Genomic DNA, 22,218 nt, shown 5'->3' with positions numbered 1-22,218 from the left:
CGTTAGTATCGATCCGAAAAATATTACTCATAGCCTCCACCATTTTGTCGCGATCAATATTTCGGCTGTTGTTTCGTTTTGGCCCCTAGCTGTCTTTGCCCTATTCGTCGCTTCGTCTGCTTTTGGGAGTAGCTCGGACAAGCCGTTGGGCCGCTTCCACAGCCGTTTTGACCCTCACCTGCCCTGAGGACGCGGCCCCGTCCGCTCCGGCTCCAATGCCGCCGTCCGGAACAGGATCGGAAGAGCCTCAATCCGCACGCAGTCAGAGATAGGGCCGACGAGAGTGCCTATCGACGTCCTTGGGGCAGATGTGTAAGTTAAGATTTTATCGCTCTACAGAACCTGGGCAAAGACACCCTTCGACAATGGAATTGCAATAATGAACGCCCGCGTTGACCGCCGCTTGGCGGCAATTCTCGCGGCTGACGTCGCTGGCTATAGCCGCCTCATGGGCTCGGATGAGGAAGGCACGCTGGCGCGGCTGAAGTCGTGCCGCAGCGCCTTGATCGATCCTAAAATTGCCGAGCATCGCGGGCGCATCGTGAAGACAACAGGCGACGGCATGCTCGTCGAGTTCGGCAGTGCTGTCGATGCGGTACGCTGCGCGATCGAGGTCCAGCGCGCGATGGCGAACGGGTTCCTCGATGTGCCCGAGGACAAGCGTCTGCAGTTTCGGATCGGCATTCATGTTGGAGACATCATCATCGATAGCGGCGATATCTTTGGCGACGGCGTAAACATCGCCGCGCGGCTGGAAGGTATCGCCGATGCGGGCGGCATCTGTATCTCCGACGATGCCTATCGCCAGATTAGGGGCAAGACGGAGATCGCCTATGACGACATGGGACAACAGGCGCTGAAAAATATCGCTGAGCCGATGCGCGCGTGGCGCGCCCGACCCGCCGTGACGACCCTAGTGTCCACGGCTGGCCCAGACCGCACTGGCTCATTGCTTACTCTGCCCGACAAGCCCTCGATTGCGGTCTTGCCATTCAGTAATATGAGCGGTGATCCGGAACAGGAATACTTCGCGGACGGGGTGGTGGAAGACATTATCACGGCACTCTCGCGCATGAACTGGCTATTCGTGATCGCGCGGAATTCGAGCTTCATCTTTAAAGGCAAGTCGGTCGACATCAAGCAGGTAGGCCGCGACCTCGGTGTCCGCTATGTGCTGGAGGGTAGCGTCCGAAAAGCCGGCAACAAGGTTCGAATCACCGGACAGTTGATCGACGCGTCGACTGGGGCGCACCTATGGGCGGATCGATTCGACGGCAACCTCGAAGACGTTTTTGAATTGCAGGACGAAATAACGACGAATGTGATCGCTGCGATCTCCCCGAAGTTGGAGCAAGCCGAGATTGAGCGCACAAGGCACAAGCCCACCGAAAAGCTCGCGGCCTACGACTACTTCCTGCGCGGAATGGCCGAGATATATCAGGGTACAAGGGAGGCGAACGCCAGGGCGATGGAGAACTTCGCTCGTGCGATCGAGACGGACCCGAACTACGCGACAGCACATGGCATGGCAGCCTATTGCTATGTGTGGCGCAAGGCTAACGGCTGGGTCAGCGACAAAGATGGCGAAACAAAAGGCGCAATGATTGCGGCGCGACAAGCGGCGCGATTGGGCTATGATGATGCAGTCGCGCTCGCGCAGGCGGGATTTGCATTATCGTTTGTCGTCGGAAACCTCGATGACGGCGCGGCACTGATCGACCGATCGCTGCAGCTGAACCCCAATTTAGCGGCTGCTTGGCGGTTTAGCGGGTATGTGCGGGTATTTCTCGGGCACCCTGAAGACGCGATATCCCACCTCGAGCGCGCGCTACGCCTCAGCCCGCTCGATCCCTTGATCTTCATCGTGCAAAATGGGGTGGTGCTGGCGCACTTTTTTGCAGGTCGGTATGAGCAGGCGCTCTCTTGGGCGCAGCAGGCATTGCAGCGGAACCCTAACTATGCGGCGGCCTTGATCATGGCCGCAGTCAGCGCCGCACTGGCCGGCAACGTGGAACAAGCGCGGTACGCCGTGTCCCGGCTGCGCGAGCTCAACCCGGACGTGACTACCGCGAGCTTTACGAACGTATGGCCCCTACGCCGGGTCGAGGATCTGATGGCTTTCGACAAGGGTCTCAAGATGACAGGCCTGCCTAGTTGAATCAGCAACAAATATCACTCGCGATTTCGGCCTCTCGTGCTTAGAATATTCATTGGTCTACAACGACAGTCCAGTTCGTCTCCAACGACGCGCGTGCTGCCTCGCTCGGGTCGTCAATGCCTCGGCGGCCACAGTTGAGCGTCGTCCTTTGCCTGTCCCTCAGCCCTCTATCTAACGATCCACCGTCAGCCGCACTTCCATAGACACTCGAGATTGCGGATCGCTCTATCGCGGTGCTCAGCGTGATTGGAGGTGCGCCAATGGGCAGTCAGAAATATCTAACGATCGACGAGGTCGCAGAACGCTATCGAGGAGCGGTGAGCGTCGGAACATTAAGAAACTGGCGGGCGATGCGCGTGGGGCCGACCTTCGTCAAGATTGGCAAAGCAATTCTCTACCCAGAGATCGAGCTCAGCGCTTGGGAGAAGACAAATATGGTAGCCTGCCGTGCGCCTGGAAAACGATCCGTGATCGGACCTGATCAGGCGTGAGGATCACAATTTGGCAAGCGCAACCGTTCCCAATCGCCGCTCCCAATTTATCGGCGCGTCATAGAAACTCCAATGAAGTGAGCTACATGGCGGCGGCTCAATGCTGGTGCACAACCACGCGTCGCCTGGGGACACGTCAACTGTCCGTCGCGAGACGCCGCGATCTGTTAGTTATCCCCCGCAAGGAAGACTTTTCCAGCTTACCAGAGACGACGCCATGCTCACCTTTACGAACGCTTCGATCAATTGCGCTCTTCGCGGAAAAGTTCGGCGACGGGTACGTCGAACGCAAACGCTAGCCGCTGAATGTTGTCTAGCGTGGTGCTGTGTTTCGCGTTCTCGATTTCACTGATCTGGTCTTGGGAAAGCTCCGCGGCGTCCGCCAAGTCCTCTTGGCTCATTTGCCGAGCGACCCGCAGACGACGTACGTGATGCGCCAAGATGCGGCGTGCCGCGTGAATGTCCTTTCGTGCCATCCGCACGGTAGGCCATCGGATTTAGAAACGCACCATGGAATATTTTCCATAAACTACTGGTGGTGGGTTCGAAGTCGCTATAGAATAAATTCCATAAGCGATCGCCGGCCGGCCAGGTGACCGAGGAGGTTGCCCCGTGTGGGCTGGACAGATCATTGCAATCGCGGGAGCTTGCAGTGCCTGAACGGAGAGCCTTAGGGGATCGTCAGCCCAAAGAAATCGAAACTCCCACAGAAGCCGCTCGCCTGGGAGATCGTAATGAAGCTGATAGTCCATTGCTGGCGCTGGCTGAGCAATTCAAGTCCCTTGTCGCTGAATTATCAGCCGTTCAGAGCCTAAGCGACAGGCTAGCGAACAGTGCAGATCAGCATCGCGCCCAACCGGCCCGTGCGGGCAAGAGAAGCGACGCTACCATCGAAACAGAGGCTGTCTTGGCTCGGCTCTACCCTGTTGAATTATCAATCTTAGCAACACACGCACACACGGTAGATGATCTCGGCGTGAAAGCATGTCACGCGGCTTATGTGATGTCCGAATACTGGGAGGCGCCTATCGATCACCTCGATTGGGATGCACGAACCATTCGTCTCCTAATCGAAGCCGTCTGTAACTTCACTGGCACGCCATTGCCGTTTTCGGAACACAACGAGTGACGGGGAGTCGCCGTTCAGGTACCTTTCTCGTTTCGCGCGGCGCTCAATCCTGAGGTATCCTCTTAGCGGCAATTCGAGGTGCTAATCAGTCTACATCACGGGCGGCCAGTTCCTAGAGCCCGGCGATCCCTGGAAACTGAGGAATGCAAATGGGCAAGATCTCTCCTCCAGAGCGAAAATGCCCTGCGTGTGACGGCAGCGGATGTTCAAAAGTAAAACAACCTGCAAAGCCGGGGCGTAGAATTTATCCGCCGCGCTGTACAGAATGCCGAGGCAAAGGTCGAGTACGTGGACAAAGCACAGAGATAGACGGTTCATTCGGAATTGAGGCGGCTCGCAAGGACGGAAAATGACAAGTCTGCCGTTAGCTGTCAGTCTGACCGAAGCGCGCAAGTCTTTCCGCTACGATGAAATGCGATCCGGCGCGCCAGCATCAGATGCCGTGCGAAGGGAAATGCCGTCGCTATCCGGAGCTCGCCATTCGACAACCATTGCTGTTCTCGATCGTACCGATGATGTTGCTTGTGATTATCACCGGTCAAGCGGCAATAAGTGGCATTGCGATGAAGGAGATCGTTGCTCAGGGGAGCAAGGATATTGCCCGACCCGGCGAACCGGAGTTGATCCTTGCGCCTCAGAATGCCAGTATGCCCGACCCCCGCTTGATCGAGTTCGTGCGCCTGCTGGCTCGCCGCGCGGCGCGGAATTGTTACGAACGGACGGCCGAGGAGCATCATCCGAAGCGCTCCTGAGTTTGCAGGAGATCGTCGCATGAGAGTTGCGCTTTACGCTCGCTACTCCACGGATAATCAGCGCGATGCCTCGATCTCAGACCAATTTCGCGTCTGTCGCGCCTATGCGGAAAAGCAGGGGTGGCAGATCGTCGAGGAGTATTCAGACCACGCGATTTCCGGTGCCTCGCTGCTACGCGCCGGCGTTCAGGCGCTGATCACCGATGCTCTGCGTGGTCGCTTCCAAGCCGTGCTCGCGGAAGCAATGGATCGGCTCTCGCGCGATCAGGAAGACATCGCCGGCCTGTTCAAGCGAATGGCTTACGCCAATGTGAAGATCGTTACTTTGTCCGAGGGCGAGGTCACGCATCTACATGTTGGTCTGAAGGGCACAATGAATGCGCTCTTTCTCAAGGACCTCGCGGACAAAACGCGCCGCGGGCTGCGTGGTCGTGTCGAGCTTGGCAAATCGGGCGGCGGGAATTCATACGGCTATGACGTCGTCAAGCAATTCCAGGCAGATGGCGAGCCGATCCGTGGCGATCGCGCGATCAACGAGACGGAGGCCGAGGTGGTTCGTCGCATCTTCGGTGACTATGTCGCTGGCAAATCGGCGAAGCGGATCGCTGCCGAGCTGAATAGGGATGGGATTTCGGCGCCCGGAGGAGGCGATTGGGGCTTCAGCACAATCAACGGCAATGCCAAACGGGGCAATGGCATCCTGAACAACGAAATGTATATCGGTCGTATCGTCTGGAATCGGCAGCGTTTCCTCAAGGACCCTGAAACGGGTAAACGCCAGGCACGGCCAAATCCGGCGGCGGATTGGATCGTGCAAGAAGTGCCAGAATTGCGCGTTATTTGCGATGAACTCTGGAACGCCACAAAGGCGCGCCAAGTCGCTATAAAGTCGAAGCGCGGAGAAAGTGGCCAGGACGAGTTGAATAGCTTCCGAGATCGCCGCCGCCCAAGATACATATTTTCGGGCTTGATAAAGTGTGCACGGTGCGGGGGTGGCTACGCCATGATCTCGGCAGATCTCATCGGTTGCTCGACAGCCCGGAACAAGGGGACCTGCGAGAGCCGAAAGAGCATTCGGCGCGACCTGCTGGAGGGCCGGGTATTGAATGCTCTGCGCTATCACTTGATGGATCCGGCGCTGTTCAAGGAATTCTGCGACGAATTCACGCGGGAAATGAACCGCCTTCGGATGGAAGGTTCAGCGTTGCTGGCAAGCGTGCGCTCGGAGGTAAAGAAGATCGAGCGACAGCTTGGTACGCTGCTCGATTTGGTCCTGAAGGGCGGCACGGCAGATACGATCAACGCCAAGATGGTCCAGCTCGAAGGTCGAAAGGCGGAACTTGAGCGGCAGCTGGCCGACGCTGAGAGCCCCCCGCCCCTGCTCCATCCCGAAATGGCAACGTTCTATCGCCAACAAGTCAGCGCTCTCCATGAGGCACTGCAAGATGATCGCGAGGCGACGCGGCTGAAGGCCGGCGAGATCCTGCGCTCCTTGGTGAAGGAAATCATCCTCACGCCGGAGGCAGGTGAGTTGAACATCGATGTCCGGGGCGATCTCGCTGGAATCCTGGCGATTTCCCACAAAACAAAAACCCCGGCCACGGGGACCGGGGTTTCGCAGGTTGAGATGGTTGCGGGGATAGGATTTGAACCTATGACCTTCAGGTTATGAGCCTGACGAGCTACCGGGCTGCTCCACCCCGCGATAAACCTTTGACGCACTTTTCAAGTCACCAAAGATGAAAACGATCCAGGCTGACGCTCATCGCGTGCCGGTCGCGTCCGTCCAAAGCTTCCTGAGAAGGCTTGCCCCCGATGGCCGGGCCGGCCGTGGGGTGCGGGCGGTATGTACCAATGCAAAGGCGGTTTGGAAAGGCCCTTGCGCAAAGTTTTTTCCTGTTTTGTGACGACCGGGATGGATCACGACGTCTCCGAGAATCTCTAAATCACATCAAATAGATACAATATTTCGCGGCGGCGTCCGTAGCGATAGCGAGAGCGCTGCGCAGACTTCGGCGATCATCTTCGGGAACCGGCGTATCGCTGCACCTGCACCGTTGCTTCGGCGCCCTTGCCTTCGGTTCCACAACGCGCGAGCCTGTCGCGTCATACCGATGGCTTTTGTCCCCCGCACTGCCCAGGAGACGTCGATGGACCAGTCCCTGAAAAGCCCCCCGCTGTCCGCGCTCGACGATGCCTTCCATGCCATGGTCGCGCTGTCGCGCGGCGCTCCTCCGCCCGATCTGGCGATCCGGCGCGCACGGCTGCAGCGGCTGCGCGACCTGCTCGCCGCCAATGAGGCGCGCTTCGTCGCGGCGATCTCCTCCGATTTCGGCCATCGCGCTGACGTCGAGACCACGATCGCGGAGACGCTATTCCTGTTGACCGAGATCAAGCACACGATCAAGCAGCTCGCCCGCTGGATGGCGCCGCGGCGGATCGCCACCGCGCTGCAATTCTGGCCGGCCCGCAATCGTCTGATCCCGCAGCCGCTCGGCGTCGTCGGCATCATCGCGCCCTGGAATTATCCGCTGCAGCTGACCTTGGCACCGGCGATTGGCGCGATTGCCGCCGGCAATCTGGTCATGATCAAGCCAAGCGAGCTGACGCCGCGCTTCGCCGCGCTGCTGCGGGAGCTGATCGCGGGCACCTTCGCACCGACCGAGCTCGTCATCACCGGCATCGAGGATGGGATTGCCCAGGCCTTCGCGCAGCTGCCGTTCGATCATCTGGTCTTCACCGGCTCGACCCGGGTCGGGCGGATCGTCGCGGAAGCCGCGGCTAAGAACCTCACCCCGGTGACGCTCGAACTCGGCGGCAAATCGCCTGTGATCATCGACGCCTCCGCCAATCTCGACCAGGCCGCGCAACGCATCGCCTATGCCAAGCTGCTCAATGCCGGACAGACCTGCATCGCACCGGATTATGTGTTGGTGCCTGAGCCGCAGCGTGATGCTTTCGCCGGCCTTGTGCGCAACCACATGCTGGCGATGTTCGGCAGCAATCCTGCCAATGCCGACTACACCTCGATCATCTCCGACCGTCACTATGCGCGCCTCGAAGGTCTCGCCAACGACGCGGCATCGAAAGACGCGAAGCTGCTGCAGCCGGACACGCCTGCGAATCCGGACCGGCGCCGCCTGCGGAAATTCCCTCCGACCGTCGTGGTCGGCGCGACGTCCGAGATGGCGATCATGCAGGAGGAGATCTTCGGGCCGCTGCTGCCGGTCATGGCCTATCGCGAACGGAGCGAGGCGATCAACTACATCAACGCCCATGATCGTCCGCTCGCACTGTACTGGTTCGGCACCGACCAGATTGCGCGCGACGAGGTGCTGGCGCGCACCGTTGCCGGCGGCGTCACCGTCAATGACTGCCTGCTGCATTTCGCGCAAATCAATCAGCCGATGGGCGGGGTCGGCGCGTCCGGCACCGGTGCCTATCATGGCCAGTGGGGTTTTGACACCTTCTCCAAGCTGAAGCCGGTGTTCTATCGCTCGCCTCTCAACCGCATGACGGATCTCTACCCACCCTACGGTGCCAAGATCGCGCGGATCGAGAAGCTGCTGCGGTGGATGTCTTAGATCCCGATTCCCGTCATTGCGAGCAGCGTCGGCGACGAAGCAATCCAGAACTGCGCTAGAAAGCTGGATTGCTTCGCTTCGCTCGCAATGACGGCAACAACAAACGTACGGAGGAAAAACACAGGTGCCAGACGAGGTCGATTTCATCATCGTGGGCGCAGGCTCCGGCGGCGCTGTGCTCGCAGGCCGGCTGTCGGAGGATCCGAAGACATCGGTCGCATTGCTCGATGCCGGCGGCAGGAACGACAATTGGGTGGTGACGACGCCCTACGCTCTGGTGCTGATGGTGGCCGGTCCCGTCAACAACTGGTCGTTCGCGACGGTGCCGCAACAGGGGCTGAACGGCCGCATCGGCTATCAGCCGCGCGGCAAGGGGCTCGGCGGCTCCTCGGCGATCAATGCCATGGTCTATATCCGCGGCCACCGCGCCGATTACGACCAATGGGCAGCGCTCGGCAACACCGGCTGGTCGTTTGCCGACGTGCTGCCTTATTTCAAGCGCGCCGAGAATAACGCCGATTTCGGCGGCGAATATCACGGCCAGCACGGCCCGCTGCATGTGAGTAATTTGCGCACCGGCAATCCCGTGCACGAGATTTTCCGGCAGGCGGCACGTGAGGGCCAATTCCGCGTTCGCGAGGATTTCAATGCCGAAGACCATGAAGGGCTCGGCGTCTACCAGGTGACGCAGCGCAATGGCGAGCGCTGGAGCGCGGCGCGCGCCTATCTCCATCCGTACATCGGCAAGCGCAGCAACCTGCGGGTCGAAACCCACGCGCATGCGACGCGCATCCTGTTCGAAGGCAAGCGCGCGGTCGGCGTCAAATATCGTCAGGGCAAGGAGATGAAGGAGCTGCGCGCGCGGCGCGAGGTCATTCTCTCCGCCGGTGCCTTCCAGTCGCCTCAGCTCCTGATGTTGTCGGGCGTCGGCGACCAGGCCGCGCTGGCGCGGCTCGGCATCTCGCCCGTGCATCATCTGCCCGGCGTCGGCAACAATTTGCAGGATCATCCGGACTTCATCTTTGCGTATACGTCGGACAATCCCAACTTCGCCTCGCTGTCGGCAAAGGGCGTCGGGCGGCTGCTGCGCGGAATCCTGCAATATCGCCGCGAACGGCGCGGTGTCATCACCTCCAACTTCGCCGAATGCGGCGGCTTTCTGAAGTCGCGGCCCGACCTCGAGATCCCCGACATCCAGCTGCATTTCGGCATGTCGATCGTCGACGATCACGGCCGCAAGCGCCATCGCGGCACCGGCTTCGCCTGCCATTTCTGCCTGCTGCGGCCGAACAGCCGCGGCACGGTTCAGCTGGCGAGCCCCGATCCGCTCGCCGCGCCGCTGATCGATCCGAACTTCCTCGGCGAAGCGGAGGATCTGGAAGCCATGGTCGCTGGCTTCAAGACCACGCAGCGGCTGATGCAGACGCCGGCGATGCGCGCGTTGCAGACGCGCGATCTCTTCACATCACACGTGCGCACCGATGACGACATCCGCGACGTCCTGCGCGCTCGCGTCGACACGGTCTATCACCCCGTCGGCACCTGTAAGATGGGCGTCGATGATGCCATGGCCGTCGTCGATCCGGCGCTGCGGGTGCATGGACTATCAGGACTGCGCGTGGTCGACGCCTCGATCATGCCGACCCTGATCGGCGGCAACACCAACGCACCGACCATCATGATCGGCGAGAAGGCGGCGGACATGATCAGGGGCGAGATAAGGTGAAGAGAAGCGGAACATGAGTTGACGACAGGCGCCATCGCATCACCGGTGTCGTCCCGGTCAGGCGCGCAATTGCGCGCCGAGAACGCCGGGATCCATACGCCGCGGCGAGCGTTTGTGGCACGCAGTCAATGGCCAGCCGTCGCAACATGACGGCCGCGGCGTATGGAGCCCGGCTCTGCGCTTCGCTTGGCCGGGACGACGGTGGTGGTTGGCGCGGCGTCCCGGGCTCAACTACGTCAGCAAAAACCCGCCATCGACCGTCACCACGCTGCCGGTCATGTAGCGCGAGGCGTTGGAGGCGAGCAGCAGGATCGCGCCGTCGAGGTCGCTCTCATGGCCGACGCGCCGCTGCGGGATGCGCTTGACGAGCTTCTCGCCGGCCGGCGTCGCCCACACGTCGTGGTTGATCTCGGTATCGATATAGCCCGGCGCCAGCGCGTTGACGCGGATGTTGTTCGCCGCCAGCTCCAACGCCAGCGCCTTGGTGGTCTGCACCACGCCGGCCTTGGAGATTGCATAGGGCGAGATGAACTTGACGACGCTGAAGCCGAGCACGGAGGCGACATTGATGATATTGCCGCCGGACTTGCGCGCAATCATGCGCCGCGCCATCTCGGTCGCCGCGAAATACGCGCCCTTCAGATTGGCGCCGATCACGGCATCCCAATCGGCCTCGGTCTGCTCCACGGCAGCCTTCTCGACCGCGATGCCGGCATTGTTGATCAGCACTGTGACCGGGCCGAGCGCGGCTTCCGCGGCATCGATCGCACGCGCGATCGAGCCGTTGTCGATCACGTCCATCGCGACGGCTGCCGCGCGACCGCCCTTGGCCCTGATCTCCTCCTCGAGCGCCTTGAGCTTGCCGGTCTGGCGCGCCGCCAGCACCACGGCCGCACCATGCGCCGCCAGCACGCGCGCGAACTGCCGTCCCAATCCCTGGCTCGCCCCGGTGATGAGAATGGTCTCGCGGCTGATGTCGAACAGATCGGACATGATGGTTCCCAGCGTCGTTTCCTCAATTGTGACGCGCATAGATACAGACGATTTGAAGCAGCGCAAATCCGAATTGTTTACCGCCTGCGGCGTACAACCTGAGCGGTACAGCCATGAACAGTTTCGACCTCGTCGTTTATTGCGGGCTCCTGGTCGCAGTGGTCAGCGGCTTCAGCACCGGGCTGTTGCGCAGCGCGATCACCATTCTCGCTTACCTGCTGGCGATGCCGCTCGCGGTGAGCGCGGTGGCGGCGATGGCGCCGGATACGCCGCCGCCTGATGCGCTGGTCCAGCAGAACTGGGTGCAGTTCTTCGCGGCATTCCTGGTGATCGGGACGGCGCTCGGCAAGATCGGCCGCATCATGCTCGAGGAGGCGATCGGTCCCGACGCCGGGTTGGGCGACAGGCTCGCCGGGGCGGCGCTCGGCGCTATCAGGGTCGCGATGGTCGCAATCACGCTGGTGCTGGTGTTCGACCGGATCGTGCCGCCGGATCGGCAGCCGAAATTCCTCGAAGGGTCGCAACTGCGGCCGCTGCTGTCGCTTGCAGGACAGAAGGGCTTCCGCTCGCTGCCGCCCGAGGTCGCCGCCATGATCGACCGGCTCAAACAGGAGCATCGGATCTGACCACCGCGCTGCGGCGAAGCCATGCAATTCGGCCGGGGACGTTTGCCCTTACCAGCGGCCGTGCGCTTGGCTAGAATGCCGGCCTTCAAAGCTTGGCTGACATTTTGGGAGTGACATCGTGGATCTCGGGATCAAGGGCCGCCGCGCCATCGTCTGCGCATCCAGCAAGGGACTGGGCCGCGCCTGCGCCATCGCGCTGGCCAATGAAGGCGTCCATGTGACGATCACCGCGCGGGGCGCCGAGGCCTTGGCGAAGACCGCGGCCGAGATCCGCGCCTCAAGCCCTGGTGTCACCGTCACCGAGGTCGCCGGCGACATCACCACGCCTGCCGGACGCGAGGCCGTGCTGAAGGCCTGTCCGGAGCCGGACATCCTAGTCAACAATGCCGGCGGCCCGCCGCCCGGCGATTTCCGCAACTGGACTCGCGACGACTGGATCAAGGCGATCGACGCCAACATGCTGACTCCGATCGAGCTGATCAAGGCTGTGGTCGACGGCATGTTGGCGCGCAAGTTCGGCCGCATCGTCAACATCACCTCGGCCGCCGTGAAGGCGCCGATCGATATTTTGGGCCTCTCCAACGGCGCTCGCGCCGGCCTGACCGGCTTCGTTGCCGGTATTTCGCGCAAGACCGTGATCAACAACGTCACCATCAACGGGCTGTTGCCGGGTCCCTTCGAGACCGATCGGCTGCTCACGACCGCAAAGGGCGAGGCCGAGAAGCGCGGCGTCACGCCGCAGCAGGTGCTGGCCGATCGCGCCAAGCTCAATCCGGCCGGCCGCTTCGGCGACCCGGAAGAGTTCGGCCTCGCCTGCGCCTTCCTGTGCGGCGCCAAGGCCGGCTTCATCACCGGCCAGAACATCCTGCTCGACGGCGGCGCCTTCCCGGGGACGCTGTAGCTGGAGAGCGCTTGCTTAAACCTCGCCCCGCTCTTGTCCGCCATAGCTCGAAGAGCGACGGCGGATGCGGGGAGAGGTCGGATTACATCATCAGATGCAATCCGGGCGACGGGGTGCAGGTCTAACCATTCATATCCGTCGCGCGGCTGCCCCTCACCCCTTCCCTCTCCCCGTGAAGAACGGGGAGAGGGAGCGCACTGCCTTCGGCGCGATACTGTGCTTCTGCCAGCTACTGCTTCGTGATCTCGTCCTCGTCGCGCTCGCTGTCGCTGGATGAATCCGCCGTCGTGCGCTCGTCGGTCCAGTCGATCCCGAAGGCCGCTAACCCTTCCGCCAGGAGATCGCCGAGCATCGGCTCGCCCAGCAGATAACGCGCGGTGTGGCGATCGCGTTGCCCGGCGGCTTCAGAGCGCAGATCGTCCCACTCCTCGATGGTGCCGTCGCCGCGGCCAAGCCGCATCAAGGCGACCAGATCGGCCTGCTCATCTTCGGACATCGCGTTGATGAACCCGGTGATCTCGCGCACCACCGGATCGTTGCCGTTGTCCTCCAGCACGTCGACCATGTCGTCGTCTGCAGCATTGGAGCCGGAATCCGGGTCGCTCGCCGCTTCCTTGACGTCGAACTCGCGCGCCTTCTCGATCAGGAAGGCGACCTTATCGGCCGCTATCGTCAGTTCCGGCATGTGTTCCATCCTCTCGCTATTGCGCCGATAACGTCTGTCCGGGTTAGTCGATCCATTGCGCAGATGCCCGGAAAGCCGCATCTTCTGCGCAAAAGGTGGAATTGAGGACATGCCGATGCAATGGACGGTGGGACAGGTCAAAATCACCAAGCTGGTCGAACTGGAGACGATCGGCTCGACCCGCTTCATCCTGCCGCGCGCCGGCCGCGAGGAGATCCTGGAGCTGCCCTGGCTGATCCCGCATTTCGCCACCGGGGAAGGGCGGCTGAAAATGTCGATCCACGCGCTGATGCTGGACACGCCGAGCGGGCGCATCATGGTCGATACCGGGCTCGGCAACGACAAGCAGGGCCGCGGCGTGCCGACCTGGAACGGCCGGCAGTCGCCGTTCCTAGAGACGATGACCGATGCTGGCTTCCCGCCGGACAGCATCGACACCGTGCTGTGCACGCATTTGCATGTCGATCACGTCGGCTGGAACACGAAGCTCGTCGATGGCCGGTGGGTTCCGACCTTTCCGAACGCACGTTACGTGTTCGGCAAGACCGAATATGAGCATTGGCGCGAGCACAGTGGGACGCCGGACAAGCTCGCGGTGTTCAACGATTCCGTGCTGCCGATCGTCGATGCCGGCCGCGCCGAGCTCGTCGCAAGCGATGCCCGCCTCAGCGACGAGATCACCCTGATCCCGACGCCGGGCCACAGCCCCGGCCATATCAGCCTGCACATCCGCTCCGACGGCGCCGAGGCGCTGCTATCAGGCGACGTCGCCCACCATCCCTGCCAGATGGCGCATCTCGACTGGTCCTCAACCGCGGATTCAGATCCCGCGCAATCGGCGGCGACGCGGCGCGAGCTGTTCTCGCGCTTCGCCGACAAGGACGTGCTGGTGATCGGCGGCCATTTCGATGCCGGCCACATCAAACGCGATGGCGATGCGTTTAGGTTCGCGGCAGTGGGGTGATCGAGACCTCTGCTCCGCAACGCCGGGCGCGCCTGCCATGCGCCGCCACGGTTGAATTTCCGCCCCGTTTGTTCCAAGAACGTCCTTTGGAATACCAGAGACGTCCCAGGGAGAGAGACCAAAATGAAGCTTGTTCGCTATGGCGCCAAGGGCGCGGAGAAGCCCGGCCTGATCGACAAATCCGGCCAGTTGCGCGACCTGTCGGCCCACATCAAGGAGCTCGACGGCGCCGCCTATGCGCCCGATAGCCTGAAGAAGCTCACCGCCCTCGATCCCGCCTCCCTGCCCGCCGTGTCCGGCCAGCAGCGCCTCGGCGCGCCCGTCACCGGCATCTCGAAATTCGTCGCCATCGGCCTCAATTATTCTGACCATGCCAAGGAAACCGGCAACCCGATTCCCGCCGAGCCGATCTTTTTCCTCAAGGCCAACACCGCGCTGTCGGGCCCGAACGATGCGGTCGAGAAGCCGCGCGGCTCGACCAAGCTCGACTGGGAGGTCGAGATCGCGGCCATCATCGGCACCACGGCGAAATACGTCTCCGAGTCCGATGCGCTGAACCACGTCGCCGGTTATTGCGTCTGCAACGACGTCTCCGAGCGCAACTTCCAGATCGAACGGCTGGGCCAGTGGACCAAGGGCAAGTCGCACGACACTTTCGGCCCGCTCGGACCGTGGCTCGTCACCAAGGACGAGATCGCTGACGTGCAGAAGCTGTCGATGTGGCTCGACGTCAATGGCCAGCGCCGCCAGACTGGCTCGACCGAGACCATGATCTTCTCGATGGCGAAGTGCATCTCCTACGTCTCGCAGTTCATGACCTTGCTGCCCGGCGATGTCGTCACCACCGGCACGCCGCCCGGCGTCGGCATGGGCATGAAGCCGCCGACCTTCCTCAATGTCGGCGACGTCGTGACGCTGGGCATCGAAGGCCTTGGCGAGCAGCGCCAGCAGATCATCGAAGTGTAAGACGAGCGGCCACCCGCGACCGTCATTGCGAGCGAAGCGAAGCAATCCAGAAACGCGATCAAGAACGCAGCCTGGATTGCTTCGTCGCTGACGCTCCTCGCAATGACGGCATTTATGTTTGCGTCAGCCAGGGGCAGCATCATGAAACTCACCTATTCTCCGGCCTCGCCGTTCGCACGCAAGGTGCGCATCGCCGCGATCGAGCTCGGCCTCATCGACAAAATCGAATTCGTGCCGACCGCGGTTGCGCCCGGGCAGCCCAATGACGAATACAGCCGCATCACGCCGTTGAAGAAGCTGCCGGTGATGATCCTCGACAATGGCGATGTGATTCTCGACTCCTATGTCATCGTCGAATATCTCGACGAACTCGCCGGCGGCAACAAGCTGATCCCGGTATCCGGCCCGGCGCGCTGGAAGGTCAAGAGCGAGCACTCGATGCTGCAGGGCATGCTCGATGCCATGCTGCTCTGCCGCTACGAGGCGATGGTCCGCCCCGAAGAGCTGCGCTGGAAGGCCTGGAGTGACGATCACTGGCATCGCGCATGGATGGGCATGGCGCGCTTCGAGCAGCAGCCGGACCTGATGAGCCGGCCGTTCGACATCGTCTCGATCGGATTGGTGTGCGTGCTCGGCTATGCCGATTTCCGCTTTGCCGATTGCGGCTGGCGCCAGGCCTATCCCAAACTCGACGCGTTCCATCAGAAGATGCTGGAGCGGGAGTCCGTGAAGATCTCGCTGCCGCCAAAGGCATAAATGCCGCGACGCGCGTGAATCGGAGGAGCCTGCCGTGAGCCTGAAATTCGCTGTTGCCGACCTCACCATCCAGCGCGTGGTCGAGCAGGAATCGCCTTATTTTCCGGCGCTCGAACTGTTCCCCGATCTCACACTGGAGATGCTCGGCGAGCACCGCGCCTGGCTGAAGCAGGCCAATGCGCTCGACGACAACGACATGCTGGTGCTGTGCTTCCAGTCCTATGTGGTGAAGACACCGCACCACACCATCCTGATCGACAGCTGCATCGGCAACGATAAGCCGCGACCGGGGCGGGCAGCCTGGAACATGAAGACCGATGACACCTATCTGCGCAATTTGGCGGCGGCGGGCGTGTCGGCCGACGACATCGACATCGTGATGTGCACGCATCTGCATGTCGACCATGTCGGCTGGAATACAAGGCTTGAGAACGGTCGCTGGGTGCCAACCTTTCCGAAGGCGCGCTACGTCTTCGGCCGGCAAGAATATGATTACTGGACCGCACAGAACGCGAAAGCCGAGGTGCCGCCCTTCGTCGATAGCGTGCTGCCGGTGGTCGACGCCGGAAAGGCCGATATCGTCAGCAATGATTTCCGTATCGGCGACCATGTGCGGATCATGCCGACACCCGGCCACACGCCCGGGCATTATGCGGTCGGGATCGGCAAGGGCAAAGACGAGGCGGTGTTCGCCGGCGACCTGATGCATACACCGCTGCAGCTGCGCCATCCGGAGCTGTCGCCGAAATTCGACGTCGATCCCGGGCTGGCCGCGACCACAAGGCGGCAATTCCTGGAGCGCTATTGCGACACCGACACGCTGTGCTGCACGGCGCACTTCCCCTCGCCGACGGTCGGAAAGATCCGGCGCAAGGGCAACGCATTCAGCTGCGAGGCGGTGTAGCCGAAGGTCTCTGCGAAAAACTCTCCTGCGGCGGGCCACCTTCCGCTGTCATGCCCCGCGCAGGCGGGGATCCAGTACGCCGCAGCTTCTCGACTGATCACGAACGCTTCTGGAATACTGGGTCACCCGCCTTCGCGGGTGACGACACCGGTATAAATCACAGGCTGATCAGCTTCCAAGCCTCAATCAAACAGGCTCGGCGTGTGGTTCACGGCCGCGCCTTCGATCGCCAGCATCTTCAGCTTGGTCTCGACCCCGCCGCGGGCCGAGAAGCCGCCGGGCTTGTTGCCGGCCGCCAGCACACGGTGGCACGGCACCACGATCGGGCACGGGTTGCGTCCTAGCGCCTGGCCGACGTCGCGCGACAGCTCGACGCCGCCGAGTTGCTTGGCGATGTCGCCATAGGTCAAAGTCTTGCCCGGCGGGATCTGCCGCGCGATGTCGTAGACGCCGCGGTTGAACTCCGGCACATCATCGAGATCGAGTGCGATGTCGGCGAGATCGTCCGCCTTGCCCTCAAGCAGCGCGACGATGCGAGCGATCGCGGCCTTCACCTCGGCGGTCGGCTCGACTTCCGGGATGTCGCCATGGCGCTGGCGGATGCGGGCGCGGATCTTGTCCTCACTCCCCATCGGCAGTTGCACGCCGTTGATGCCACGCGGTCCCCATTCGATGCCGCAGATGCCGATCGGGGTGTCGAACAAGGCATAAAGCTGCTGGTCTGTCATGGTTGGCTCCAATCACGTCCCATGCGCTAACGTCTGAGTGGAATCTAGGCTTGGAGATTGTTGCGATCCACCCGGAATCTGCGAAATCTTCACAGATGGTTCCAACCCGCTTGGCGCGGCATGGCGCCGAAGCGCGAACGTTCGCATCGATTTCTTTTCGCTGGTCCTCTGTTCGGGGGAAGCGCGGCGGCCGCATTACGCCCGAAATACGATCGGCCCGCTGACGACATGCGATTGCAATTCACCATCGTCAGCTTCGACCTGCGCTTGCGCGAACGGCGACGTCGGACGTCGCATCTCACAAGCACGTTGCGTCGGCTCACCGCGCGTCATGATCGCGCAGCAGGAGATGAAGATGAAGCGGACTCTCGCATTCGGCTATGGGCTGGTCGCTTATGCCATATTCCTCGGCGCATTTCTCTACGCCATCGGCTTCGTCGGCGACATGGTCGTGCCGAAGACGATCGACAGCGGCGAGGTCACGTCCGCCCCTGCGGCAATCGTGATCGATCTCGTGCTGCTGTCCGTCTTCGCCGTGCAGCACAGCGTGATGGCGCGGCCGTCGTTCAAGCGCTGGTGGACCAGGATCGTTCCGGCGGCAATCGAGCGCAGCACCTACGTGCTGCTGGCGAGCCTCGCCTTGATTCTCATCTTCTGGCAATGGCGGCCGCTCCCGATGGTTATCTGGCAGATCGAAAACCCACTCGCCGCATCGATGCTGCTTGGACTTTCCTTCGCCGGCTGGTTCATCGTGCTGATCAGCACCTATCTGATCGACCATTTCGAACTATTCGGCCTGCAGCAGGTGCTGCACCACCTGCAAGGACGCACCGCCGCACCCGCCGGCTTCAAGGCGCCCCTGCTCTACAAATTGGTCCGCCATCCGATCTACCTTGGCTTCATCATTGCCTTCTGGGCCACGCCGGTGATGACAGCAGGCCATCTCCTGTTCGCTGCGGTGACGACGGCCTACATCTTCGTCGGCATCATGCTGGAAGAGCGTGATCTCGTGGCGTATTTCGGCGTCGAGTATCAGCAATACCGCGCGAAGGTCGGCATGCTGATCCCGATTCTCCGCCGCTCGGAATGAGGCAGGGATGCGCCGGGCCGCGGGATTTCGCGGATGCGCCGGCCGCGCGCGCCGGCGGAGGCCCTGCGTCGCGTTCCCGCAGGGTGATTATCGCGCCCTTCGCTGCTAAACTGCCAGGCTCGAGTTTCTCGCGCTGGGGAAATAGCACCAAGGAGAACGCGCCATGAGGCTGTCGCAAGAGCAGATCGAGTTCTTCCATACCGAGGGCTGGCTGTTCCTGCCCGAATTGTTCAACCCGGAGGAGACTGCGTATCTCGCCCGCGAGGCGGAAGGCATCTACGCAGCCGACCGGCCGGAGGTCTGGCGCGAGAAGAGCGGCGCGCCGCGTACCGCCTTTGCCGCGCATCTCTACAACGACGCCTTCGCCGCGCTTGCCGCGCACCCGCGCATGATCGAGCCGATCGAGCAGTTGTTCGGCGAGGGCGTCTACATGCACCAGTTCAAAATCAACGCCAAATCCGCCTTCACCGGCGACGTCTGGCAGTGGCATCAGGATTACGGCACCTGGAAACGCGACGACGGCATGCCGGAGCCGCGCGCGATGAACATCGCGATCTTCCTCGACGAGGTGATGCCGATCAACGGTCCCTTGATGCTGGTGCCGCAGAGCCAGCACGCCGGCGATCTCGAAGCCTCGCATGATCTGCAGACGACGTCCTATCCGCTGTGGACGCTGGACGAGGCGACGGTGACGCGGCTGGTCAAGCAGGGCGGCATCGTGGCGCCCACGGGCAAGCCCGGCGGCATGCTGATGTTCCACGGCAATCTGGTGCACGGCTCCGCCGGCAACATCACGCCCTATCCGCGCAAGATCGTCTACCTGACCCTGAACGCGGTCTCCAACTACATCCGCACCCCCACGCGGCCGGGCTACATCGCCCATCGCGACTTCGCACCGATCAAGGCGGTCGAGGACGACGCGCTGCTGCGGCTGGCGCGCGCCCATCGCGAAGCTGCGGAGTAGCTGTTCCACCGTCATTCCGGGGCGTGCCTAGCACGAGCCCGGAATCCACACGCACGACGGTGGTTATGGATTTCCGGGCTCATCGCTTCGCTATGCCCCGGAATGACGTCATCAATCAATGGATCGTCTTGCCCATGAACCTGTTCTCCCTGCTCCAGACCCGCAATAAGCCCGTGCGCGTGGCGCTGATCGGTGCCGGCAAGTTCGGCTCGATGTTTCTCGCGCAAGTGCCGCATGTGCCGGGGCTTGAGGTCCCCGTGATCGTCGATCTCGATCCGCAGCGCGCCAGGGACGCCTGCAAGACGGTCGGCTGGGACGCGGACCGGATCGCTGCGACCTCGTTCGTCACCGACGGCGCGAAAGCCGTCGCGGGCGACGTCGACGTCATCGTGGAGGCGACCGGCAATCCCGCCGTCGGCATCCGCCACGCCCGCGCGGCGATCGCGTCTGGCAAACACATCGTGATGGTCAATGTCGAAGCCGACGTGCTGGCCGGGCCGCTCCTGGCAGACGAAGCACGCAAGGCGGGTGTGGTCTACTCGCTCGCTTATGGCGACCAGCCGGCGCTGACCGCCGAGATGGTCGACTGGGCGCGCGCCACCGGCTTCCGCGTCGTCGCCGCCGGCAAGGGCACCAAATATCTGCCGGCCTATCACGACGTCACGCCTGACGGTGTCTGGCAGCATTACGGCCTGACCGCAGCCGAGGCGCAATCGGCCGGCATGAATCCGCAAATGTTCAACTCCTTCCTCGACGGCACCAAATCGGCGATCGAGATGGCGGCGATCGCCAATGCCACCGGGCTCGACGTGCCCTCGGAGGGCCTCAAGTTTCCGCCCTGCGGCGTCGACGATCTGCCGCATGTGATGCGGCCGCGCCAGTCTGGCGGCGTGCTGGAGCGATCCGGCGTGGTCGAGGTGGTGTCGTCGCTCGAGCGCGACGGCCGGCCGGTGTTTCGCGATCTGCGATGGGGCGTCTACGTGGTGCTGGAGGCGCCAAACGACTACGCGGCCGATTGCTTCAAGCAATATGGCCTGAAGACCGATGCCAGCGGCCGTTATGCGGCGATGTACAAGCCCTATCATTTGATCGGCCTGGAGCTGAACATCTCGGTGCTGTCGGCGGCGCTGCGCAAGGAGCCGACCGGGCAGCCGCAAGGTTTTCGCGGCGATGTCGCAGCCATCGCCAAGCGTGATTTGCGCGCGGGCGAAATGCTCGACGGTGAAGGCGGCTACACGGTGTGGGGCAAATTGATGCCGGCACAGACAAGCCTCACGGTCGGCGCATTGCCGATCGGGCTCGCGCACCGCGTCAAACTGGTGCGCGATATCGCGCATGGCGCGGTGGTACGCTGGAGCGACGTCGAGGTCGATGCCGGCAACGAAACGGTGAAGGTGCGCAAGCAGATGGAGGCGATGTTCGCCCCGAAGCACGGCGAACGCCAATAAAAAAGCCCCGGGTCGAGAACCCGGGGCTTCGTCATCTGAGCCGCGTGCGACAATCTCAGTTGGTGTCTTCGCCGAGCGCCGCCGACAGCTTGTCGTAATTCGCAACGACGAGGTCGATATTGCCCTTGTTCTGGACGTCGGGTGCCTTGGCCTTCGAGGCCATGTCGAGATTGGCGAGCACTTCCTTCTTCTCGTCGGCTTTCATCTTCTTGTCGGCCTGGACCAGCGCGATCTGCTGCTTCAGGACGGCTTCCGAACCGATGTATTTCTTGGTCTGCGGATCGATGCCGCCCATCACCAGGCTGATATTATCGATTACGGTGTTGTAGTCGTCGTAGCTGGCAAAGCCGTGCTTCTTGGCGACCGTCTCGAGCTGGGCAATCACCTTGGCATCGGGCGGCGCATTGTCCGGCAGCTTTTCGGTGATCGCGTCCATCTCCTTCTGCGCGGCGAGCACGTCGTCGATCTGCTTCTGGGTCAGCGCGATCTGCTTGAGCTGCGGCGGTTGGCCGGCGGGCGCAGCGGCCTGCGCCGGCGCGCCTTGCTTGGCCTGCGCAAGCGCCTGGTCGTTCGACAGCGCGCCAAACGACATGGCGAGGCCGGCGATGCTCAGGGCGGCAAGGGTCGTCCGAACGAACACACGCATGGGGATCTCCTCAAAGGGCCTGTGGGGCAACCAATCTACAGCGCATCTTTGCGTACGATTTTTGAAATGAACCGGTCCTGAACCCGAAGTTTGCGGTTTTTCGTTACGGCCGTAACGCCATTCCGCCGGATTATGCTCCGCCAACAACGCCGCGCAGATCAAATCACATCCGAGTGGAGGCGGCGAGGCGTCCTCGGGATCTCGCTGACGCTGCTCTCGATGGCCGCCATTGCCGCGATCAGAACGGGTGCCACGTTCTGGCTTGACCGGTTCTGACGGCGATCGCGATGACCGTCGCTGCCCAACGCAAAAACGCCGCTCCGGCTTGTGGGCGGGAGCGGCGTTTTTTGTGTTGGATGTGAAGAGGTTTTGATCTGTCCTTTGCAGGCCTGGCAGCGACCTACTCTCCCAGGGCTTGAGCCATAGTACCATTGGCGCTGAGGAGTTTAACGGCCGAGTTCGGGATGGGATCGGGTTCAGGCTCCTCGCTAGGACCACCAGGCCGGCGAAGGACAGATATTGGATACGAAGCAAGCTGTGCGATCGCTTTGCGATCGCGGCGAATGGTGAGTAGCGAATGGCGAATGGATGATGATCATCCCTATTCGCCATTCTCTATTCGCTGGTCTTTTGATCTGATCATCTGCAGTGATGGACACTGAAAATGAGAGCAATCAAGCCGATCGAACGATTAGTACCGGTAAGCT

At 62.0% G+C, this 22,218-nt stretch carries 22 protein-coding genes, 1 tRNA gene, 1 rRNA gene and 1 pseudogene; 17 read left to right on the top strand and 8 right to left on the bottom strand.

Translation table 11 applies throughout. The features are described 5' to 3' along the window. The 3 genes from WA702_RS01950 to WA702_RS01940 all read left to right on the top strand — a co-directional run. Nucleotides 1-187 (top strand): hypothetical protein (locus tag WA702_RS01950; RefSeq protein WP_425108837.1); only part of this gene is annotated, 187 nt, incomplete at its 5' end. A 192-nt stretch (nucleotides 188-379) separates the two neighbouring features. Beyond that, nucleotides 380-2,158 carry an adenylate/guanylate cyclase domain-containing protein gene (locus WA702_RS01945; protein WP_425108836.1) on the top strand — a complete coding sequence of 593 codons (1,779 nt, stop codon included), beginning with the start codon at nucleotides 380-382 and terminating at the stop codon, nucleotides 2,156-2,158. 260 nt (nucleotides 2,159-2,418) lie between these two features. Then, on the top strand, nucleotides 2,419-2,649 hold the full coding sequence (locus tag WA702_RS01940) for a helix-turn-helix domain-containing protein (protein WP_425108835.1): 231 nt from the start codon (nucleotides 2,419-2,421) through the stop codon (nucleotides 2,647-2,649). A gap of 242 nt (nucleotides 2,650-2,891) precedes the next feature. Here the strand turns inward: WA702_RS01940 and WA702_RS01935 are convergent, their stop codons facing one another. Continuing rightward, a complete protein-coding gene (locus WA702_RS01935) occupies nucleotides 2,892-3,125 on the bottom strand; it encodes a helix-turn-helix transcriptional regulator (RefSeq protein WP_425108834.1) in 234 nt (77 codons plus the stop codon). A gap of 176 nt (nucleotides 3,126-3,301) precedes the next feature. Here WA702_RS01935 and WA702_RS01930 point away from each other — a divergent pair, with 176 nt between their 5' ends. From WA702_RS01930 to WA702_RS01920, 3 genes and pseudogenes are all read left to right on the top strand, one after another. Then, nucleotides 3,302-3,778: a hypothetical protein gene (locus WA702_RS01930; RefSeq protein ID WP_425108833.1), complete on the top strand. Its 477-nt coding sequence runs from the start codon at nucleotides 3,302-3,304 to the stop codon at nucleotides 3,776-3,778. A 407-nt stretch (nucleotides 3,779-4,185) separates the two neighbouring features. Then, on the top strand, nucleotides 4,186-4,530 hold the full coding sequence (locus WA702_RS01925; RefSeq protein ID WP_425108832.1) for a hypothetical protein: 345 nt from the start codon (nucleotides 4,186-4,188) through the stop codon (nucleotides 4,528-4,530). Between the two features lie 19 nt (nucleotides 4,531-4,549). Beyond that, nucleotides 4,550-5,587, top strand: a pseudogene (locus WA702_RS01920) (recombinase family protein); the annotation flags it as partial. A 141-nt stretch (nucleotides 5,588-5,728) separates the two neighbouring features. Here the strand turns inward: WA702_RS01920 and WA702_RS01915 are convergent. Continuing rightward, complete coding sequence (locus WA702_RS01915; RefSeq protein WP_425108831.1) at nucleotides 5,729-6,112, bottom strand: hypothetical protein; 384 nt, start codon at nucleotides 6,110-6,112, stop codon at nucleotides 5,729-5,731. Between the two features lie 46 nt (nucleotides 6,113-6,158). Then, nucleotides 6,159-6,235 (bottom strand) — tRNA-Met (locus WA702_RS01910). A gap of 445 nt (nucleotides 6,236-6,680) precedes the next feature. Here WA702_RS01910 and WA702_RS01905 point away from each other — a divergent pair. Both WA702_RS01905 and WA702_RS01900 read left to right on the top strand, forming a co-directional pair. Continuing rightward, nucleotides 6,681-8,114: a coniferyl aldehyde dehydrogenase gene (locus WA702_RS01905; RefSeq protein WP_425108830.1), complete on the top strand. Its 1,434-nt coding sequence runs from the start codon at nucleotides 6,681-6,683 to the stop codon at nucleotides 8,112-8,114. A gap of 124 nt (nucleotides 8,115-8,238) precedes the next feature. Further along, a complete protein-coding gene (locus WA702_RS01900) occupies nucleotides 8,239-9,840 on the top strand; it encodes a GMC family oxidoreductase (protein ID WP_425108829.1) in 1,602 nt (533 codons plus the stop codon). 231 nt (nucleotides 9,841-10,071) lie between these two features. On the opposite strand, the gene WA702_RS01895 is transcribed toward WA702_RS01900, so the two are convergent. Beyond that, a complete protein-coding gene (locus WA702_RS01895; protein ID WP_425108828.1) occupies nucleotides 10,072-10,833 on the bottom strand; it encodes an SDR family oxidoreductase in 762 nt (253 codons plus the stop codon). A 113-nt stretch (nucleotides 10,834-10,946) separates the two neighbouring features. On the opposite strand from WA702_RS01895, the gene WA702_RS01890 reads away from it, so the two are divergent. Next, nucleotides 10,947-11,459 carry a CvpA family protein gene (locus tag WA702_RS01890; RefSeq protein ID WP_425108827.1) on the top strand — a complete coding sequence of 171 codons (513 nt, stop codon included), beginning with the start codon at nucleotides 10,947-10,949 and terminating at the stop codon, nucleotides 11,457-11,459. Nucleotides 11,460-11,577: 118 nt separating this feature from the next. Beyond that, complete coding sequence (locus WA702_RS01885; RefSeq protein WP_425108826.1) at nucleotides 11,578-12,360, top strand: SDR family oxidoreductase; 783 nt, start codon at nucleotides 11,578-11,580, stop codon at nucleotides 12,358-12,360. A gap of 229 nt (nucleotides 12,361-12,589) precedes the next feature. On the opposite strand, the gene WA702_RS01880 is transcribed toward WA702_RS01885, so the two are convergent. Next, nucleotides 12,590-13,045 (bottom strand): DUF3775 domain-containing protein, encoded by a 456-nt coding sequence (locus WA702_RS01880; protein ID WP_425108825.1) that lies wholly within the window; start codon nucleotides 13,043-13,045, stop codon nucleotides 12,590-12,592. Between the two features lie 115 nt (nucleotides 13,046-13,160). On the opposite strand from WA702_RS01880, the gene WA702_RS01875 reads away from it, so the two are divergent. The 4 genes from WA702_RS01875 (at nucleotide 13,161) to WA702_RS01860 (ending at nucleotide 16,635) form a co-directional block, all read left to right on the top strand. Further along, on the top strand, nucleotides 13,161-14,009 hold the full coding sequence (locus WA702_RS01875) for an MBL fold metallo-hydrolase (RefSeq protein ID WP_425108838.1): 849 nt from the start codon (nucleotides 13,161-13,163) through the stop codon (nucleotides 14,007-14,009). 123 nt (nucleotides 14,010-14,132) lie between these two features. Continuing rightward, nucleotides 14,133-14,975 (top strand): fumarylacetoacetate hydrolase family protein, encoded by an 843-nt coding sequence (locus tag WA702_RS01870; RefSeq protein WP_425108824.1) that lies wholly within the window; start codon nucleotides 14,133-14,135, stop codon nucleotides 14,973-14,975. Between the two features lie 141 nt (nucleotides 14,976-15,116). After that, nucleotides 15,117-15,731: a glutathione S-transferase family protein gene (locus WA702_RS01865; RefSeq protein ID WP_425108823.1), complete on the top strand. Its 615-nt coding sequence runs from the start codon at nucleotides 15,117-15,119 to the stop codon at nucleotides 15,729-15,731. Between the two features lie 34 nt (nucleotides 15,732-15,765). Beyond that, complete coding sequence (locus WA702_RS01860; protein ID WP_425108822.1) at nucleotides 15,766-16,635, top strand: MBL fold metallo-hydrolase; 870 nt, start codon at nucleotides 15,766-15,768, stop codon at nucleotides 16,633-16,635. Between the two features lie 182 nt (nucleotides 16,636-16,817). Here WA702_RS01860 and WA702_RS01855 read toward each other — a convergent pair whose 3' ends face one another. Continuing rightward, nucleotides 16,818-17,363, bottom strand: coding sequence for a methylated-DNA--[protein]-cysteine S-methyltransferase (locus tag WA702_RS01855; protein ID WP_425108821.1), 546 nt, complete (start codon nucleotides 17,361-17,363; stop codon nucleotides 16,818-16,820). Between the two features lie 355 nt (nucleotides 17,364-17,718). Between WA702_RS01855 and mddA the strand changes: the two genes are divergently transcribed. From mddA to WA702_RS01840, 3 genes are all read left to right on the top strand, one after another. Next, complete coding sequence (gene mddA / locus WA702_RS01850) at nucleotides 17,719-18,453, top strand: methanethiol S-methyltransferase (protein ID WP_425108820.1); 735 nt, start codon at nucleotides 17,719-17,721, stop codon at nucleotides 18,451-18,453. A gap of 163 nt (nucleotides 18,454-18,616) precedes the next feature. Beyond that, nucleotides 18,617-19,417: a phytanoyl-CoA dioxygenase family protein gene (locus WA702_RS01845; RefSeq protein ID WP_425108819.1), complete on the top strand. Its 801-nt coding sequence runs from the start codon at nucleotides 18,617-18,619 to the stop codon at nucleotides 19,415-19,417. Nucleotides 19,418-19,551: 134 nt separating this feature from the next. Continuing rightward, nucleotides 19,552-20,865, top strand: coding sequence for an NAD(P)H-dependent oxidoreductase (locus WA702_RS01840; protein WP_425108818.1), 1,314 nt, complete (start codon nucleotides 19,552-19,554; stop codon nucleotides 20,863-20,865). A 55-nt stretch (nucleotides 20,866-20,920) separates the two neighbouring features. On the opposite strand, the gene WA702_RS01835 is transcribed toward WA702_RS01840, so the two are convergent. Then, the gene (locus WA702_RS01835; RefSeq protein ID WP_425108817.1) at nucleotides 20,921-21,511 is read right to left on the bottom strand and encodes a hypothetical protein; all 591 of its coding nucleotides are present in this window, start codon (nucleotides 21,509-21,511) and stop codon (nucleotides 20,921-20,923) included. A gap of 387 nt (nucleotides 21,512-21,898) precedes the next feature. Beyond that, a 5S ribosomal RNA gene (gene rrf / locus WA702_RS01830) occupies nucleotides 21,899-22,013 on the bottom strand. Nucleotides 22,014-22,218 lie beyond the last annotated feature (205 nt).

Origin of the sequence: Bradyrhizobium sp. (assembly GCF_049798375.1) — a bacterium.
Lineage (GTDB): Bacteria > Pseudomonadota > Alphaproteobacteria > Rhizobiales > Xanthobacteraceae > Bradyrhizobium.
Note: the sequence above shows the minus strand (reverse complement) of the source record. Positions and strands in the feature narration are given on the sequence as shown.